This is a genomic window from Streptomyces sp. NPDC033165, assembly GCF_055577965.1.
In genome coordinates this window covers 498,081-515,143 of record NZ_JBVIPK010000003.1, presented here as the reverse complement: position 1 = coordinate 515,143, position 17,063 = coordinate 498,081, and the positions used below count along the sequence as shown (strand labels likewise).

Genomic DNA, 17,063 nt, shown 5'->3' with positions numbered 1-17,063 from the left:
GGTGATCGACCCCGGGTGATCGAGTTCTGATGATCGACCCCGGCTGATCGCCTTTCGGTGACGCGGTCGCCGGGACCTCCCGGGGGGTGGGTCCCGGTCGTCCGGACAGCAGCCCGTGCGGCGGCACTTCGGTGCCACGCGCGGGCTGTTGCCGTTGTCGCCGCTCGCTGTCACTTGCCGTTGTCTGCTGATGCTCTTGACAGCCGAAGCCGATCTGACGGACAGTCAGAAACCGGTCCCTGCCGTTCTGATCCGCCCCCGGAGGTCCTGTAGTGCACCTCGCCCCGTCGGAGCGCCAGCAGCAGCTGCGTACCGAACTGCGCGCGTACTTCGCGGTCTTCCGCGCTACGGCCGGGCGTGGCGACCCCGGCGAACAGCGGCGGCTGCTCCGGCGGATCGGCGCCGACGGCCTCCTCGGGCTCGGCTGGCCCCAGGAGTACGGCGGGCAGGGCCGGGGGCCCGACGAACAGTTCGTCTTCTTCGACGAGGCCTACCGGGCCGGTGCCCCCGTCTCCATGGTCACGCTCAACACGGTAGGCCCGACCCTGATGGCGTACGGGACCCAGGAGCAGAAGGCGTACTTCCTGCCCCGCATCCTCAGCGGCGACCTCGTCTTCGCGATCGGTTACAGCGAGCCGGAGGCCGGTACGGACCTGGCGGCGCTGCGCACCCGTGCGGTGCGGGACGGCGACGACTGGGTGGTCGACGGTCAGAAGGTCTTCACCAGCAACGCCCAGCAGGCCGACTGGATCTGGCTCGCCTGCCGTACGGACCCCGAGGCCCCCAAGCACCGCGGCATCTCGGTCATCCTCGTGCCGACCGACCATCCCGGCTTCTCCTGGACCCCCATCGAGACCGTGGGCGGGCTGACGACCACCGCCACGTACTACGACGGCGTACGCGTTCCCGCCTCGAACCTCGTCGGCGCCGAGAACGACGGCTGGCGGCTCATCACCAGCCAGCTCAACCACGAACGCGTCGCCCTGGCCGCCATCGGCATGCAGGCCGAGGACTTCTACGAGGAGGCCCTCGCCCACGCCCGTACCCCCGACCCCACTACGGGGCGCCGCCGGATCGACGAGCCGTGGGCACGCGCCCGGCTCGCGGAGGCGTACGCCCGGCTCGCGGCGACCCGGCTGCTGAACTGGCGGCTGGTCGGCGCGGTCGGGGCGGGGGAGCTGGCCCCAGGGGAGGCGAGCGGCGTGAAGTTCGCGGGGACCGAGAGCGCCGTGGAGGTCTACCGGATGTGCCAGGAGGTGGTGGGGGACGCCGCTCTGCTGCGGGCGGGGGCGCCTGGCTGCTTCGGGGCGGGCGGTGGTGAGGGCGAACTGGAGCGGATGAACCGCGCCGCGCAGATCAACACCTTCGGGGGCGGCGTCAGCGAGGTCCAGCGCGAGATCGTCGCGACGATGCGGCTCGGGATGACGCGGGGCAGGCGGTGAGCCCGGACGCCCGAACGGTACCGGCCGATGCTCCGGACCCCCTGTACGACCGGCTCACCGCCTACGTGGGCCGCCCCGCCGCGACCGGCGGCACCGGCAAGGACCCCGTCAACGAACCCATGATCCGGCACTGGTGCGAGGCGATGGGCGACACCTCCGCCGCCTACCGGGGGCCCGGTGCCGTCGCCCCGCCGACCATGCTCCAGGCCTGGACCCTGGGCGGGCCGGCCGGGCACGGTGGCGCCCGGGGAAACAGCTCCGCCCGCTCCGCGGCGTACGACGAACTGCTCGGGCTGCTCGACGGCGCCGGGTACACCTCTGTCGTCGCGACCGACTGCGAGCAGGAGTATCTGCGACCCCTGCGGCCCGGCGACCGGATCGCCTTCGACGCCGTCATCGCGTCCGTCTCCCGCCGCAAGACGACCAAGCTCGGCACCGGGTACTTCGTCACGACCCGCATGGACGTCCGCGCCAACGGCGAACCGGCCGGGACCCACCGCTTCCGCATCCTGAAGTACCACCCCGCGCAACGGAGGAAGGAGCCGCCTCTCCGCCCCCGCCCTGTCGTCAACCGCGACAACGCCGGGTTCTGGGACGGCGTTGCCCAGCACCGGCTCCTCATCCAGCGCTGCACCGACTGCGGGACGCTGCGCCTCCCGTGGCTGCCCGGCTGCAACGCCTGCGGCGGCCCGGAGTGGGACACCGTCGAGGCGTCCGGTGCGGGCACGGTCTTCAGCCATGTCGTGATGCACCACCCGCCCTTCCCCGCGTTCGATCCGTCGGGCGAGGGCGGTCCGTACGCCGTCGCGCTGATCGAACTGGCCGAAGGAGTCCGGATGGTCAGCAACGTGATCGGTGTGCCGTACGACAAGGTCCGCGTCGGCATGCCCGTGCAGCTTGAGTTCCTCCGTACGGACCCCGATCTGGAACTGCCGGTCTTCCGGCCGGGGGAAGGCGGCCGTTGACATGGACTTCACCCCGAGCGAGGAGCAGTCCGCAGCGCGGGCTCTGGCCGCGCGGATCTTCGGCGACCTGGCCACGCACGAGCGGCTGGCGGCGGCCGGTACGGGCACGGACGCGGCCCTGTGGAAGGAGTTGTGTGCGGCCGGACTGTCCGCCGCCGTCGAGGACATCGGGCTCCTCGGCCTCGTCCTGCTCCTGGAGGAACAGGGCCGGACCACCGCCCAGGTGCCGTTCGCCGCCAGCTGCGTGTACGGGCTGCTCGCGGTCGCCGGACACGGCACGGCGGAGCAGCGCGAGCGCCTGTTGCCGGGCCTCCGCGACGGTACGGCGGTGGCTGCGGGCGCCTTCCCGGCGCGGGGCGGCGTACACACCTCGGACGGTGCTCTGTACGGGGCCGTCCCCTGGGTCCCCTGGCTGCGCGACGCCACCCACGTGCTGGTGGCGGACGCGGACCGGGCCCTGTGGATCGTCGAGGCGGGCGTGCCGGGCGTCACCGCCGAACCCGTGGAGACGACCGCGCCCTGGTCGGCGGGGCGGCTCGTTCTCGACGGTGCACGCGGGGAGCGCCTGGGGGGCGGGCCGGGGGCGTACGCGGCCGTCCTCGCCACCGCCCGTACCGCCTTCGCCGGGCTCCAGGCGGGCGTCAGCGCGGGATCTCTCGCGCGTGCCGTGCAACACACCACTGCCCGCGAGCAGTTCGGGCGGCCCCTCTCCACCAATCAGGGCGTCCTGCTCCGCGCCGCCGACGCCCACATGGACACCGAGGCGATCAGGGTCACGGCGTACGAGGCGGCCTGGCGGCACGACGAGCGACTGGACTACGAAGCCCAGGCGTTGACCGCCGCCTGGTGGGCCTCGGAGGCGGGCCGGCGCGTCGTGCACGCGGGCCAGCACCTGCACGGCGGCACCGGGGCCGACCTCGACCACCCGGTCCACCGGCACTTCCTCTGGGGCCGCCAGCTCGCCGCGTACCTCGGCTGCGGCGGCGAAGTCCTGGATGAGCTGGGCCTGTTGCTCGCGGCCACCGAGGGCGAGGGAGTGGCGAAGTGACAAGCGACCGTGCGGCCCACTGCGTCGGTGACCAGCTGCCGCCCCTGGAGATCCCGGTGACCCGGACCCTGATCGTCGCCGGGGCCATCGCCTCCCGCGACTACCAGGACGTCCACCACGACGCCGAACGGGCCCGGGAGAAGGGCTCGCCCGACATCTTCATGAACATCCTCACCACCAACGGGCTCGTCGGCCGTTACATCACCGACCACTTCGGCCCCACCGCCGTCCTCCGCAAGGTCGCGATCCGCCTCGGCGCACCGAACTACCCGGGAGACGTCCTGCGGTTGACCGGCCGGATCACCGCTCTGGACGCCGAGGGTTCCGGGGCTTCCGGGGATGCCGAGTGCCCCGTACGGTCAACCGAAGCCACTGTCGCGGTCACCGGCGACAACGGCATCGGCCGCCACGTCACCGGCACGGTCACCGTCGCCCTCACGGGCACGGGCACGGGCACAGGCACAGACACGAGCGCGGGCGCGGGCACGTGCAAGGGCGCGGGCGTGGGCGAGAGCACGAAGGAGACCGGCGCATGAGTGTCCGCAGAGCCGACTCCCTCGGCGGAAAAGCGGCCGTCGTCGGCATCGGAGCCACCGAGTTCTCCAAGGACTCCGGCCGCAGCGAACTCAAACTGGCCGTCGAAGCCGTCCGCGCCGCCCTCGACGACGCGGGTCTCACCCCCGCCGACGTCGACGGTCTCGTCACTTTCACCATGGACACCAGCCCCGAGATCACCGTTGCCCAGGCGGCCGGGGTCGGCGAGCTGTCGTTCTTCTCCCGGGTCCACTACGGCGGCGGCGCGGCCTGTGCCACCGTGCAGCAGGCCGCGCTGGCGGTGGCGAGCGGGGTCGCGGACGTCGTCGTCTGCTACCGGGCGTTCAACGAGCGCTCGGGCCGCCGCTTCGGCTCCGGCGTCCAGCGGCGCGAGCCCACCGCCGAGGGTGCGGCGCTCGGCTGGAACCTGCCGTACGGGCTGCTCACCCCGGCCTCCTGGGTGGCGATGGCGGCCCAGCGCTACCTGCACACGTACGGACTGGAGCCGGAGGTCTTCGGGCACGTCGCGGTGGCCGGCCGACGGCACGCGGCGCGGAACCCGGCGGCGTACTTCCACGGGAAGCCGATCACGCTCGCCGACCACGCCTCCTCCCGCTGGATCGTCGAACCCTTGCGGCTGCTCGACTGCTGCCAGGAGACCGACGGCGGCCAGGCGCTCGTCGTCACCAGCGTGGAGCGCGCCCGCGATCTGCCCCGGCCGCCCGCCGTGGTTCTCGCGGCGGCCCAGGGCGCGGGCCGGTCGCAGGAGCAGATGACGAGCTTCTACCGGGACGGGCTGACCGGGCTGCCGGAGACCGCCGTCGTCGCCCGGCAGCTGTGGCGCAGCTCCGGACTGTCCCCGGCCGACATCGACGTGGGCATCCTCTACGACCACTTCACGCCGTTCGTCCTGATGCAGCTGGAGGAGTTCGGTTTCTGCGGTCCGGGGGACGGCGGGGCGTTCGTCGCGGCGGACGCGCTGCCCCTGAACACCCATGGGGGACAGCTGGGGGAGGCGTACCTCCATGGGATGAACGGCATCGCGGAGGCCGTCCGGCAGATCCGTGGCACCTCGGTGAACCAGGTGGCGGGGGCGGCGAGGTCCCTGGTCACGGCCGGTACGGGGGTCCCGACGTCGGGTCTGGTCCTCGGCGCGGACGGCTGAACCACCCGGCACCGGGTCGGGGACGGACCCTGACGGAGGGCGGTGTCCCGTCCACCTTCAGGAGGTCCAGGGCGTACGGCCCCTACAACCTGAGGCGGACGGTGCTTCGCGACCTGGGGCCGATCCCCCGGACGGGCCGCGCTCCTAGCGTTGAGTACATGACCACGCCAGTCTGCGCAGGCGCCTCCCGGGCGGCCTCCGCCACCTCCGCCGGCCACCACCCCCACACGCCCTACGCGTCGTTCTCCTCGTACGTACGGGCCCGGGGGCCGGTTCTGCTGCGCACGGCGCGCTCACTCACCGCGAACCCGTGCGACGCCGAGGACCTGCTGCAGACCGCGCTCGCCAAGACGTACGTCGCGTGGGAGCGGATCGAGGACCACCGGGCGCTGGACGGCTATGTCCGCCGGGCCCTGCTGAACACCCGCACTTCACAGTGGCGCAAGCGCAAGGTCGACGAGTTCGCCTGCGAGGAGCTTCCGGAGCGGGAGACGGTCCCGGCGCCCGACCCGGCCGAGCAGCAGTCGCTGCACGACGCGATGTGGCGCGCGGTGCTCAAGCTCCCGGACCGACAGCGCGCGATGGTCGTCCTGCGCTACTACGAGGATCTCAGCGAGGCGCAGACGGCCGAGGTGCTCGGGGTGTCGATCGGTACGGTCAAGAGCGCCGTCTCCCGCGCCCTCGGCAAGCTCCGCGAGGACCCGGAGCTGACGCCGGTCCGCTGACGCCGGTCCGCTGAGGCCGGGCCGCTGTTGCCGGTCTCCTGTTGTCGGCCGACCGGCCGACTGCGCCCGTCCGCGCAGTTCCGTCCGCCCCCCCCGTACGGCCCCGGACAGGAATTTTCTCCCGCGAGTAGTGACATACCACGTGGTATGTGAGCAGAATCAGCGGAACCTTACTGCCGCGTAGCGCCCACCGGGAGGACGCCGTGCTGAGCACCATGCAGGACGTACCGCTGACTGTCACCCGCATCCTGCACCACGGGATGACGATCCATGGGAAGTCGCAGGTCACGACCTGGACCGGCGAACCCGAGCCGCACCGTGCCACCTTCGCCGAGATCGGCGCACGCGCCACGCAGCTGGCCGGTGCGCTGCGCGACGAGCTGGGAGTCGACGGCGACCAGCGGGTGGCGACCCTCATGTGGAACAACTCGGTCCACCTGGAGGCCTACCTCGCGGTTCCCTCCATGGGGGCCGTGCTCCACACCCTCAACCTCCGGCTGCCGCCCGAGCAGCTCGCCTGGATCGTGAACCACGCGGACGACAAGGTGGTGATCGTCAACGGTTCGCTGCTGCCGCTCCTCGTGCCGCTGCTGCCCCACCTGCCGGGCATCGAGCACATCGTCGTGGCCGGTCCCGGCGACCGCTCCGCCCTCGCCGGGGTCGCGCCGCGCGTGCACGAGTACGAGGAGCTGATCGCGGGCCGCCCCACCACGTACGACTGGCCGGAGCTGGACGAACGCCAGGCCGCGGCCATGTGTTACACCTCCGGCACCACCGGCGACCCCAAGGGCGTCGTCTACTCCCACCGGTCCGTCTACCTGCACTCGATGCAGGTCAACATGGCCGAGTCGATGGGCCTGACCGACCGGGACACCACGCTCATCGTCGTGCCCCAGTTCCATGTGAACGCCTGGGGCCTGCCGCACTCCTCGTTCATGGCAGGCGTCAACATGCTGATGCCGGACCGGTTCCTCCAGCCCGCCCCGCTCGCCGACATGATCGAGCGCGAGCGCCCGACGCACGCCGCCGCGGTCCCGACGATCTGGCAGGGCCTGCTCGCCGAGGTCCTCGCCAACCCGCGCGACCTCACCTCCATGGCGAACGTGACCATCGGCGGCGCGGCCTGCCCGCCCTCCCTCATGGAGGCGTACGACAAGCTCGGCGTCCGGCTCTGCCACGCCTGGGGCATGACGGAGACCTCGCCGCTGGGCACCATGGCCCACCCGCCCGCCGGGCTGAGCGCCGAGGAGGAGTGGCCGTACCGCGTCACCCAGGGCCGCTTCCCGGCGGGAGTCGAGGCCCGGCTGGTCGGACCCGGCGGCGAACACCTGGCGTGGGACGGCGAGTCGGCCGGAGAGCTGGAGGTCCGGGGGCCCTGGATCGCCGCCGCGTACTACGGCGGGGCCGATGGCGAGCACCTGCGTCCCGAGGACAAGTTCAGCGAGGACGGCTGGCTGAAGACCGGCGATGTCGGAGTGATCAGCGCCGACGGCTTCCTCACCCTCACCGACCGGGCCAAGGACGTCATCAAATCGGGCGGCGAGTGGATCTCCAGCGTCGAGCTGGAGAACGCGCTGATGGCTCACCCGAACGTAGCGGAGGCGGCCGTCGTCGCCGTCCCGGACGAGAAGTGGGGCGAGCGGCCGCTCGCGACGGTCGTGCTCAAGGAGGGCGCCACCGGGATCGACTACGAGGCGCTGAAGACGTTCCTCGCGGAGTCGGGGATCGCCAAGTGGCAGCTGCCTGAGCGCTGGTCGGTGATCGAGGCCGTGCCGAAGACGAGCGTCGGCAAGTTCGACAAGAAGGTGATCCGGAAGCAGTACGCGGCCGGGGAGCTGGACGTCACGCAGCTCTGAGGCCCCGCGCTCGTCGTTTCACGTGAAACAGGGCGGGTGCGGTACGGAACTCCGTACCGCACCCGCCCTGTTGTGCGTTCCGCGTACGCCTACGTACGCCTAGTTGGTGCCGATCTTCGCCAGCAGGTCGACGATCCGGGACTGCACCTCGTCGCTGGTGGACCGCTCCGCCAGGAAGAGAACGGTTTCCCCGGAGGCGAGCCGCGGTAGTTCCGTCCGGTCCATCCCGGCAGAGGTGTAGACGACCAGCGGGGTGCGGTTCAGCTGACCGTTGGCGCGCAGCCAGTCGATGATCCCGGCGCGCCGACGGCGTACCTGCATCAGGTCCATCACCACCAGGTTCGGCCGCATCCGGCTCGCCAGGTCGACGGCCTCGCTGTCCGCCGCAGCGTGCGCCACCTGCATACCGCGCCGCTCCAGGGTCCGGGTCAGGGCCACCGCGATCTCGTCGTGCTCCTCGATCAGGAGCACCCGGGGCGGATGCTGCTCGCTGTCGCGCGGGGCCAGCGCCTTGAGCAGGACGGCCGGGTCGGCGCCGTACGCGGCCTCCCGGGTCGCCTGCCCCAGACCGGCCGTGACCAGCACCGGAACCTCGGCGGCGACGGCCGCCTGGCGCAGCGACTGCAAGGCGGTACGGGTGATGGGCCCGGTCAGCGGGTCGACGAACAGCGCGGCGGGGAACGCGGCGATCTGGGCGTCGACCTCCTCGCGGGAGTTGACGATCACCGGACGGTAGCCCCGGTCGCTCAGCGCCTGCTGGGTCGGTACGTCGGGGGCGGGCCAGACGAGCAGCCGACGCGGGTTGTCCAGCGGCTCGGGCGGCAGCTCGTCGTCGACGGGATACGGGTGCGGCCGGTTGGCCACCTCGACCGCGCCCCCCGGCCCGTCCAGCGGCTCGGGCCCCTCGGCGCCTTCGTCGGGCGCCCCTATCGCGTAGGCGCGCCCCTCCCCGACGGACGGCGCGAGCAACTGGCCGTCGCCGTAGCCGGGGACGGTGGGGAGGCCGATGGCGGGGTTGCCGGGGGCTGTGGGGCCGGTCGCGCTGGGCCCTTCCGCTCCCTGGCTCTGCTGTTGTCCGGGCTGCTGGGGTTGCTGGGGTTGCTCGTGCTGCCCGGACCGGGCCTCGGGCGGGGCGGCGAGCTTGCGACGGCGTCCGGCGCCCCCGAGGCTCTGGTTCTGCTGGTTCTGCTGCTGGTTCTGCTGATGGGCGAGGTGCTGGGCGAACGGCACGCCCTGGCCCAGCGTCCGCACGCTGAACGCCCGCCCCTGCGTCGAGTCGGGGTTCCCGCCCGGCATCGGCTCCTCGGCGGGCAGCGGCTGCCGCCGCGCGTCCGGAACGGGGACGCTCACATCGCCGTCGGCCGGGTGCGCCACGGACTCGGGTGCGGGCTGCGCGGTGCCAGTGGTGCCAGTGGTGTGCGCGGTGTTGGCGGGGTGGCCGGTGTCGGCTGCCGGGCGTTCCGGGGCATCCGGGGTCAGGCCGGCCGGGGAGGTGCCCGTGCCGGTGCTGGTGTCGGTGGCGTGGGCGGTCCGGCCGTGTCCGCCCCAGGGGGCGTTCTCCGGTGCGGGAGCCCGGCCCGGCCCGTGCGGGAGGTCCTGGGCGGCGGAGCCGTGGGCCGGCCAGCCGGGCTGCACCGGGGCGATGGGGTGTGCCTGCGGCGGCGTGTGGCCGGCCTCCGGGGCGCTGCGCCCGTGGTGCGGGGCGCTCTCGTCGCCGTGGGCGGCCGTGGCGTCGGGGGGCAGGGGGGCCCGGTCCGCGTCGGCGGGGGGCAGGGCGAAGGCGGTACGCGGACCGGCGTCGGCGGCGGTGCGCTCCTGGGCGGCGGCCAGCGCGCGCCGGGCCCGCCGCCCCCCGGGCTGCTGGGGCTGCGCCTGGGCCTGCTGGAGCTGCTCCGCGCCCACGGGGTCGCCGCTGGCATGGCCGTTGCTGTTGCCGGACGCGAGGGCGGGGAGGGCGCGGCTCTCGCCGTCCCGCCGGGCCCGTCGTCCGGTGGGCGGAACGGGCTGCTGCGGGTCCACCGGGACGCCCTGCGGCGGCACTGTCTGCCCGAGCTGCGGACGCCCCCCGCCCCCCTGAGCCCCCTCGGCGGCGGTGACGACGGACCCCTCCGATGGAGCTGAAGGACCCGAGGACGGAGCCGAGGGAGGAGCCGTGGCAGGAGCTGCGGTCAGGGCCAGCGCCCCCCGCTGCGGCTGCTGCTCCGCGAGGACGCCCTCGGCGCCCCCCGGAACCGCCCCCGAAACACCCCCCGGAACGTCCGCCGGAACCGAACCCGGCACCGATGCCGCTGCCCCCTGCGACGCCGCCCGCGCCGCCCCCGGAACGGCCTCGGCCGGGCTGGGGCGGCCGCGGCGACGCCCGGAGCCCTCGCCCTGCTGGGCCGGGATCAGCTCGGGGGCCTGCTGTTCCTCCACCGCGGCCGGCCCGCGGCGCGCCCGCCGCCGCCCGGTCGGCTCGGCGCCCGCCCTGTCGTCGGGAGCGGAGGCCGCGACGGCCTCGGCCTCGCCCGCGCCCTCCGGCGTACCGACGGGGCTGTCCAGGAACGCGTCGGTGGAGGACCTGCGGGCCCGCCGCCGCCCGCCGCTGGTGACGCCCGGCGCGCCGACACCTTCCGGCGACGAGGGCGACGCCGGAACGGGCTCCGCCACGGGGGCGTGTCCGACGGCCTCCGGGGCCTCCGGGGCTTCCTGGGTCTCCGGGGGCGCGATGGCGCCCGCAGCCGCGCCGATCGGCACGTCGAGCACGTACGCGCTGCCGTTCATGCCCGGCATCTCGTGCGTCTGGAGCACCCCGCCGTGCGCCCGGACGATGCCGCGCACGATCGGCTCGTGCACCGGGTCGCCCCCGGCGTAGGGCCCGCGTACCTCGATCCGTACGACATCGCCGCGCTGGGCCGCGGCCACGACCACGGTCGAGTCGACGTAACCGCCCCCGGGAACGGTCCGGGCCTTGCCGGTCGAATCGACGCCGCAGACGTCCGCGACGAGATGGGCGATGGCGGTCGCGAGCCGACGGGCGTCGACCTCCGCCTCGATCGGCGGGGTGTGCACGGCGAACTGGGCGCGCCCGGGCCCGATCAGCTCGACAGCACCGTCGATACCGCCGGTCACGATCCCTTCGACCATCGCGGGGGCCTTGCGCAGCCCCTCCACCCCGGCGTCGAGGCGCTGGTAGCCCAGCACGTTGTCGACGAGCGTCGTCATCCGGGCGTACCCGGCGGCTAGGTGGTGCAGGATCTGGTTGGCCTCGGGCCACAGCTGCCCGGCTGGGTCGGCGGCGAGCGTGGACAGCTCGCCGCGCAGCTCCTCCAGGGGCCCGCGCAGCGAACCGCCGAGGACCGCGGTGAGCTGGGAGTGCCGGTCGCCCAGGGCGGCGATCCGCTCGGCCTGCTCCTCGGCTTCGGCGGCGTACCGCTCGCTCCGGTCGGCGAGCTCGGCGGCGTGGGCCTCCTTCAGCGCCTCCACCTCGGCGGCGTGCGCTTCCTTGAGCGCCGCGACCTCGGCGGAGTGGCTGGCGGTCAGCTCGGCGACGACGTTCTTGTGCTGGGCGGACAGCTCCTCGTAGGGGCGGCGGTCGGTGAACGTCATCACCGCGCCGACGAGCTGGTCCCCGTCGCGCACCGGCGCGGTCGTCAGGTCCACCGGCACCTGCGCGCCGCTCTTGGACCACAGCACCTGGCCGCGCACCCGGTGCTTGCGCCCCGACTTGAGGGTGTCGGCGAGCGGGGAGTCCTCGTACGGGAACGGCTCGCCCTCCGCCCGCGAGTGCAGGATCAGCGGGTGCAGCTCCTGGCCGCCGAGGTCGCTGGCCCGGAAACCGAGGATCTGGGCGGCGGCGGGGTTGACGAGGACGACGCGCCCGTCGGTGTCGGTGCCGACGACGCCCTCGGACGCGGCGCGCAGGATCATCTCGGTCTGCCGCTGCGAACGGGCCAGCTCGGCCTCGGTGTCGACGGTTCCGGAGAGATCCCGTACGACGATCATGAGGAGCTCGTCGCCGGTGTAGCTGGAATGGATGTCGTTGTACGCGGCCTGCCCGCTGTCGAGGCTCGCGCTGGTGACCTCGACGGGGTACTCGTGCCCGTCCGTGCGCCGCGCGATCATGCGCGTCGGCTTGGTCCTGCCCTGCTCGTCCGCAGCCTCGGGCCGGCGCATCGAACCCGGGATCAGCTTGGAGTCGAACTCCGGAAGCAGATCGAGCAGTCCGCGACCGACGAGCGCGGTGCCCGGCGTCTCGAACATCTCCAGGGCGATGGCGTTGGCGTTGACGACCGTGCCATTGCAATTGACGAGCAGAAGCCCGTCCGGAAGGGCATCGAGTATGGCTGCGAGGCGAGCAGTGCCTCGGGATGGCCTGCTGCTCACGACGACGCTTCCTCCCTGGTTACCGCACCTTGCCGACAGCGGGCCCCATCTTGCCCCTCGGGCCGCAGACTGTCACTGGAGGAGTCTAAGGGCAGGGGAGGCCCCGGGGACGGCGGATGAGGGGGAGCTCTCACCAAGGTTCTGTACGCGCGGTGTACGTCACGGGCCCCTGACGTGAGCGTCCGCGCACCCTGTGACGTGCGCGGACGCGGGAAGCCGCCCCTGGCTCCGGGCCTCCGAGGCCCGAGCCGCCGGGAGGGCGACGAACAGCTTTGCGCCCCGGCCGAAGGGGCTTTCGGAGGGAAGGGTTACCGGACGGAAGGGTCTGCTGGACGGAAACAGCCACGGAAACAGCCACCGGATGGCGGGGGCTACCGGACGGAAGGGGTTACTGGAGGGAAGGAGCTACCGGACGTCCGGGAGGACCGGCACCAGGCGGTTCCAGCGGGCGATCTCGCACCCGTCGCTGCGGCTGGCGGTGGTGTCCACGGCCTGGCCCTCCCAGGTGCCGACGATGCGCGCGGTGGCGTCGCCGCCGTAGATCATGGTGCACATGGTGCCCTCGGGCGTCGGCCGGAACAGCTCCTGCCGCCCGGCCCGGGTGGCCCCGGCCTCCGCCAGCCGGTCACAGGCGGCCTGACCCCGCGGGTGACTGCCCCCGGTGGGCCCGGTGGGCCCGCACTCCAGCTCGAAGGTCCCGTCGGACCCGGCGACCCCGGTGTTCCCCACGGTCACGGTGAGCCGGGTCAGCGCTTCGTCCGCCGCGCCCGTGCCCTTTCCGTCGTCCAGGAACCCGGGCAGCGGCGGGACCGGCAGGGGCAGCGGCCCGAGGGCGGGCCGGGCGGCTGCCAGCGGCCCGGAGGTGGGCTGGGCCGAGGGCACGGACCCGGTGGCGGTGGCGGTGGAGGCCGGTACGGCGATGGCGAGCGCGGCGATCGGGACGAGAGCGGTGAGGGCGAGACGGCGCAGCATGCGGAAGCTCCAGGATCTCTGCGGCACGGTCGGCCACGGGCTGCCAGGGACGATCGCTGACGCGCCCCGACGCGACGGCTGACGGACGGCTGACTGACGACGACGGCTGACGGAGACCCGCGGCCCCCACCCCTCTAACGCGCACCGCGCCCGGACGTTGCGCCACCACGCCGAACTGCTTTGCCCTGGCACCCGCAGGGCTAGTAACGTTGGCGGCGATTGGTGGCACGACGTTCGACTGTGTCATCATCTGCACGCACCACTCGCGTCCGCGCGAGGTGTGTGGAGGAGGCGTCGCCTAGTCCGGTCTATGGCGCCGCACTGCTAATGCGGTTTGGGGCTTACACCCCATCGAGGGTTCAAATCCCTCCGCCTCCGCTCCACCCCGAAGCCCCGTGCCCCTGGCACGGGGCTTCGGCCGTTCCGGGCCGTGTACGGGCGCGGAGGGCGCGCCGGGACCCGGAGCCGGGGCTGGCCGAGATCCGCTCCGGGAGGCTGTTTTCGCAGGTCAGTGGCGGTGTGGCCAATGGATTTCGCGTCACGGCGCAGGTCATGTAATGTTGTTCCCGCAACGCCGACCGGGAAGAAAAAAAGCCCGGAACGCCAAGCACTCGTAGCTTAACGGATAGAGCATCTGACTACGGATCAGAAGGTTGCAGGTTCGAATCCTGCCGAGTGCACAAGAAACACCAGGTCAAGGCCCTGATACCTCCCCGGAGGATCGGGGCCTTCCTCGTTTCGTCTCACTTTTTCTCACACACCCTATTGATCTTGGTCGCCCGATCAGCCGAGCAACTCGTTCAGCTTCTCGGACCCGGCCCGGAGTGACTGCGGGTCAGGGTGCACGTAGATCCGCTTCGTGAAGGACAGGTCCGCGTGGCCAGCCCATGCCGACACGACGGTGTCCGGCACGCCGTTGTTCGCCATCCAGGACAGGATCGCGTGACGGGCTATGTAGAGCGTCACCCGCCGCACCTCAAGCTGGTTCATCAGCTTGTACGCTTCGCGCCGCAGCTTGTCCGTCTCCACGGCCGCCCCAGTTTGCCCACCATCACGTAGCCGCTGTTCTCGTACGCTTCCCCGGCTGCGAGCCGCTCGGCCACCTGGATCTTGCGGAACGCGCGCAGCCCGTTCCACGTGGGGAGGGGGAGGGGCAGGGCGCGCTCCCCGGCCTCGGACTTGGCGTCCTTCTCGATCACCACGGACCGCTCCCCGCGCGGCCGCTCCGGGTCGTAAGCCAGGGTCCGGGTGTTGCCGATCGTGGTGGTGCCCTTCTCCAGGTCGATGTCCTGTGTCCAGCGCGCCCGCAGACTTCGGCCGATCGGGGAAGCGTGGCTGGGGCCGGCGGGTGGTTGCTGGAGACACACGTGGCGGGTGGTCGGTTGGCGCACCCGCCGTCGTGGCGTACCTTCTGTGGCTGAGACCGCCAACGGCACAGGTCAGCTGACCAGGGAAGGCGGCGCGACCGTTCGTGCGCGGTCGTAGAGATCCCTCGCGGCGGTGTTCTTCAGGTGCGGCCGGAGGAGCCCGAACATGGTTCTGACCCGGTCGTCGGCTCGGCCGGACTGCACCATCGGGTAGTCGTCGAGCGCCTGATGCCAGGTGTTGCAGGCCGCCTCCAGGCGGCCGACCTCCAGTTGCCGTTCTGCCAGCATGGCGCGGTGTCGGACGCGGGCGCGGCGATAGACGCTGTAGCGCACCTTGTCGGACTGCTGCATGGCTTCGATGGCGCCCGAGACGTCGCCGAGTTCGTAACGGACCTGGCTGATGTGGTAGTTGAGCGACGCCGGGTCGTACGAGCCGAACGCCTTGCCGCGCGACTCGGCACGGTCCATGGCAGTCTCGGCCTCCCGGATGTACCGCAGCGCCCGCGTCCGGTCGCCGGTCTGCGCGGCTGCGTGTGCTTGCTGGCCGGCGAGGAACGCCAGCATGCGAGGCCCGGCCTTCGGGGAGGCGGCTGCTGCGGCGTCTGCCAGCTCCATGGCCTTGCCTCCGTGGCGAAGGTCGATCGCCTGGACGCTCATGCCGCGCAGAGTGGTGCAGTAGGTCAGGTGGTCCTCGGCAGCGCCCGCGAGCTCCAGCGCCTTGACGTAGTAGCCCTGCGCGAGGCCGTGCAGCCCCTCGTCCACGGCCATGTAGCCGGTCAGGTACAGCAGGTCCGAGGCCGCGGACAGCATGGCCTTTCGCACGTCGTCGGGGGCGTCGGCGCGCAGGTAGGACGCCACGGTGTTCACCATGAACGAGGCGGCCATGGGCCGTGCGTGGCGACCGCCGAACTGGTCGTCCAGCTCCGAGACGCGCTCGGTCATGGCGATGACCATGTCCACTTCGTTCATGCCGATCTGGCGGGCGCGGCCGGATTGGACCGCTTCGGCACGGCCGATGACATCCGGCCACCCGGGAATCGTGAGGGCGACGGAGAACAGGCCGGCCCCCAGGACACTGCGGCGCGATGGGTCCATGTCCTGCCTCCCGAGGTCGATCAGCCCCTCCACGGTATCCGCGGCTGTCGTGGAGGAGCGATCGCGGGGAACGGGCAGACCGGCCTCAGCGTGCGTTACGGGCCGCCCCAGACGCCGAGAGAAAGCTTCCAGGACGCACACCCGCACGGCCCCGCGGGGCACGGTGCCGCCCAGCCAGTGGCTCACCGCCGACTCGTCGTATCGCAGGGGCGTGCCCATCTCGGTGCCCACGCGGTTCACCGCCCGCGCGAATTGGCGATAAGTCCAGCGGCTCTCGGCGAGCAGGCGCCCGAGCGCCTCGTTCGGTTCACGCTTGGCCATGCCTTCAACTCCCCGTGCCCTTGCGAACTTTCAAGGCTTTCAAGTCCCGGCGCTGCTGCAACGGTACCGCTGTGCGTGGTCACGCGGTTGCGTAGAGGCAGCAGGGAACGGCGAGACCTCGCCGCAGCCATCGTCTGAGGGACTGAGGGATGAAAAGCGAAGCGCGGGCCCGACTGGCCCAGTTGACCGAAGAGCGGGGCGTGGACGGGGTGCTGAGGATCGACACCTACGAGGGGGCGGACCCGCCGCCGGGCTCGAACCTGTTCCCGCCGTGTGAGTGCCCGCAGCACAGCCGTCCCGAGCCTCAGGACGCCGCGGCCGACATGAGCGCCGCCGTGCGCAGGGCGAACGAGCGCAGTCGCGGAGAGCGTCTGTGAGGCGGTTAGCCGCAGTCGTCGGCCGTTACGCCGGACTGCTGCTGATCATCACCATCTCTGCATCGAGCGGCTTCGTCCTGGGCGTGGCCGCCGTATCCACCCCCACCTGACTTCTCCCTGCCACATCCAACCCCACGTGTGGCGAGGGAGGGCCCACCGCCGGAAGTGGTGGGTACCCGTCCGGCCGCCTTCTTCGTATGGGCCGGCAGCCGGATGGGCTCAACTCCGCAGCATCAGCCGCGGGGTCCGTTTCAACCGTAAGAGGAGAACGCGATGAACGTGGACGAGCTGTTCACCGGAGACCTGATCACCGGCGTCCCGGCTGTCGAGGCCACGCTGCTCGACAAGATGCCCGGCGGTGGCGACAACAACGGCGACCACTGCTCCAAGTGATCCAGGGCTGACGCCAGGCGGGGCGGGGTCGTTCGCGGCCCCGCCCCGCCGCCTGACCTCGGAAAGGGACGACATGCTGTCGATGCGTCTGCGCCTGGCTGATCTCCAGGAGCCCCGATGGAGGCCGGAAGGAGGTCGCTGGGTCAACGGCGAGAGCTGGATCGAGCCCGCGAACGTGTCCACGCTGGTCATGGAGGTCCGCGACGACCAGGCGCCATGTGTGCGGATGAGGGTGAAGGAGTGCAAGCGGGGCGAGGCCGACTTCGTCGAGGTCGTCATGACGGCCGGGGAAGCCCGTCTCACGGCGGGCGTTTTCGGCACGGCCCCGTTGTATCTGATGGAGAAGGCCGGCGAGCTGTACGCGTCATGGGACGTGGCAGCACTGGGGCCGCATCTGTCGACTGACCGCCTGGCGCCGCGTGTCGTGGCGCGGACGCT

At 72.3% G+C, this 17,063-nt stretch carries 13 protein-coding genes and 2 tRNA genes; 10 read left to right on the top strand and 5 right to left on the bottom strand.

Annotated features, from left to right (window positions below; all coding sequences use genetic code 11):
* Nucleotides 1–272: 272 nt before the first annotated feature.
* The 7 genes from ACZ5WC_RS10205 (at nucleotide 273) to ACZ5WC_RS10175 (ending at nucleotide 7,735) form a co-directional block, all read left to right on the top strand.
* On the top strand, nucleotides 273–1,442 hold the full coding sequence (locus ACZ5WC_RS10205) for an acyl-CoA dehydrogenase family protein (RefSeq protein ID WP_468540366.1): 1,170 nt from the start codon (nucleotides 273–275) through the stop codon (nucleotides 1,440–1,442).
* Nucleotides 1,439–2,407 (top strand): bifunctional MaoC family dehydratase N-terminal/OB-fold nucleic acid binding domain-containing protein, encoded by a 969-nt coding sequence (locus tag ACZ5WC_RS10200; RefSeq protein ID WP_468540365.1) that lies wholly within the window; start codon nucleotides 1,439–1,441, stop codon nucleotides 2,405–2,407. Before ACZ5WC_RS10205 ends, ACZ5WC_RS10200 begins: the two co-directional genes overlap by 4 nt.
* A gap of 1 nt (nucleotide 2,408) precedes the next feature.
* Complete coding sequence (locus tag ACZ5WC_RS10195) at nucleotides 2,409–3,455, top strand: acyl-CoA dehydrogenase family protein (RefSeq protein ID WP_468540364.1); 1,047 nt, start codon at nucleotides 2,409–2,411, stop codon at nucleotides 3,453–3,455.
* Nucleotides 3,452–3,991, top strand: coding sequence for a MaoC family dehydratase (locus ACZ5WC_RS10190; RefSeq protein WP_468540363.1), 540 nt, complete (start codon nucleotides 3,452–3,454; stop codon nucleotides 3,989–3,991). Before ACZ5WC_RS10195 ends, ACZ5WC_RS10190 begins: the two co-directional genes overlap by 4 nt.
* Nucleotides 3,988–5,154 carry a lipid-transfer protein gene (locus ACZ5WC_RS10185; RefSeq protein ID WP_468540362.1) on the top strand — a complete coding sequence of 389 codons (1,167 nt, stop codon included), beginning with the start codon at nucleotides 3,988–3,990 and terminating at the stop codon, nucleotides 5,152–5,154. The genes ACZ5WC_RS10190 and ACZ5WC_RS10185 overlap by 4 nt, the downstream gene beginning before the upstream one ends.
* A 158-nt stretch (nucleotides 5,155–5,312) precedes the next feature.
* Nucleotides 5,313–5,879 carry a SigE family RNA polymerase sigma factor gene (locus tag ACZ5WC_RS10180; protein ID WP_468540361.1) on the top strand — a complete coding sequence of 189 codons (567 nt, stop codon included), beginning with the start codon at nucleotides 5,313–5,315 and terminating at the stop codon, nucleotides 5,877–5,879.
* Between the two features lie 203 nt (nucleotides 5,880–6,082).
* Entirely contained in the window at nucleotides 6,083–7,735 is a 1,653-nt protein-coding gene (locus tag ACZ5WC_RS10175) for a long-chain fatty acid--CoA ligase (RefSeq protein WP_468540360.1), read from the top strand.
* 99 nt (nucleotides 7,736–7,834) lie between these two features.
* Here ACZ5WC_RS10175 and ACZ5WC_RS10170 read toward each other — a convergent pair whose 3' ends face one another.
* Together ACZ5WC_RS10170 and ACZ5WC_RS10165 are read right to left on the bottom strand one after the other, a co-directional pair.
* Nucleotides 7,835–12,100: a PAS domain-containing protein gene (locus ACZ5WC_RS10170; protein ID WP_468540359.1), complete on the bottom strand. Its 4,266-nt coding sequence runs from the start codon at nucleotides 12,098–12,100 to the stop codon at nucleotides 7,835–7,837.
* Between the two features lie 405 nt (nucleotides 12,101–12,505).
* Nucleotides 12,506–13,072 carry an SSI family serine proteinase inhibitor gene (locus ACZ5WC_RS10165; protein ID WP_468540358.1) on the bottom strand — a complete coding sequence of 189 codons (567 nt, stop codon included), beginning with the start codon at nucleotides 13,070–13,072 and terminating at the stop codon, nucleotides 12,506–12,508.
* A 287-nt stretch (nucleotides 13,073–13,359) separates the two neighbouring features.
* Here ACZ5WC_RS10165 and ACZ5WC_RS10160 point away from each other — a divergent pair.
* Together ACZ5WC_RS10160 and ACZ5WC_RS10155 are read left to right on the top strand one after the other, a co-directional pair.
* Nucleotides 13,360–13,450: transfer RNA gene (locus ACZ5WC_RS10160), tRNA-Ser, on the top strand.
* Nucleotides 13,451–13,679: 229 nt separating this feature from the next.
* A tRNA-Arg gene (locus ACZ5WC_RS10155) sits at nucleotides 13,680–13,752 on the top strand.
* A 103-nt stretch (nucleotides 13,753–13,855) separates the two neighbouring features.
* Here ACZ5WC_RS10155 and ACZ5WC_RS10150 read toward each other — a convergent pair.
* From ACZ5WC_RS10150 to ACZ5WC_RS10140, 3 genes are read right to left on the bottom strand one after another with little or no spacing between them, the layout of a single operon-like run.
* Nucleotides 13,856–14,101: a tyrosine-type recombinase/integrase gene (locus ACZ5WC_RS10150; RefSeq protein WP_468540357.1), complete on the bottom strand. Its 246-nt coding sequence runs from the start codon at nucleotides 14,099–14,101 to the stop codon at nucleotides 13,856–13,858.
* Nucleotides 14,062–14,463 (bottom strand): hypothetical protein, encoded by a 402-nt coding sequence (locus ACZ5WC_RS10145; protein ID WP_468540356.1) that lies wholly within the window; start codon nucleotides 14,461–14,463, stop codon nucleotides 14,062–14,064. Before ACZ5WC_RS10145 ends, ACZ5WC_RS10150 begins: the two co-directional genes overlap by 40 nt.
* A gap of 48 nt (nucleotides 14,464–14,511) precedes the next feature.
* Complete coding sequence (locus tag ACZ5WC_RS10140) at nucleotides 14,512–15,855, bottom strand: tetratricopeptide repeat protein (RefSeq protein WP_468540355.1); 1,344 nt, start codon at nucleotides 15,853–15,855, stop codon at nucleotides 14,512–14,514.
* A gap of 149 nt (nucleotides 15,856–16,004) precedes the next feature.
* Between ACZ5WC_RS10140 and ACZ5WC_RS10135 the strand changes: the two genes are divergently transcribed.
* The gene (locus ACZ5WC_RS10135) at nucleotides 16,005–16,232 is read left to right on the top strand and encodes a hypothetical protein (protein ID WP_468540354.1); all 228 of its coding nucleotides are present in this window, start codon (nucleotides 16,005–16,007) and stop codon (nucleotides 16,230–16,232) included.
* Nucleotides 16,233–17,063: the final 831 nt, after the last annotated feature.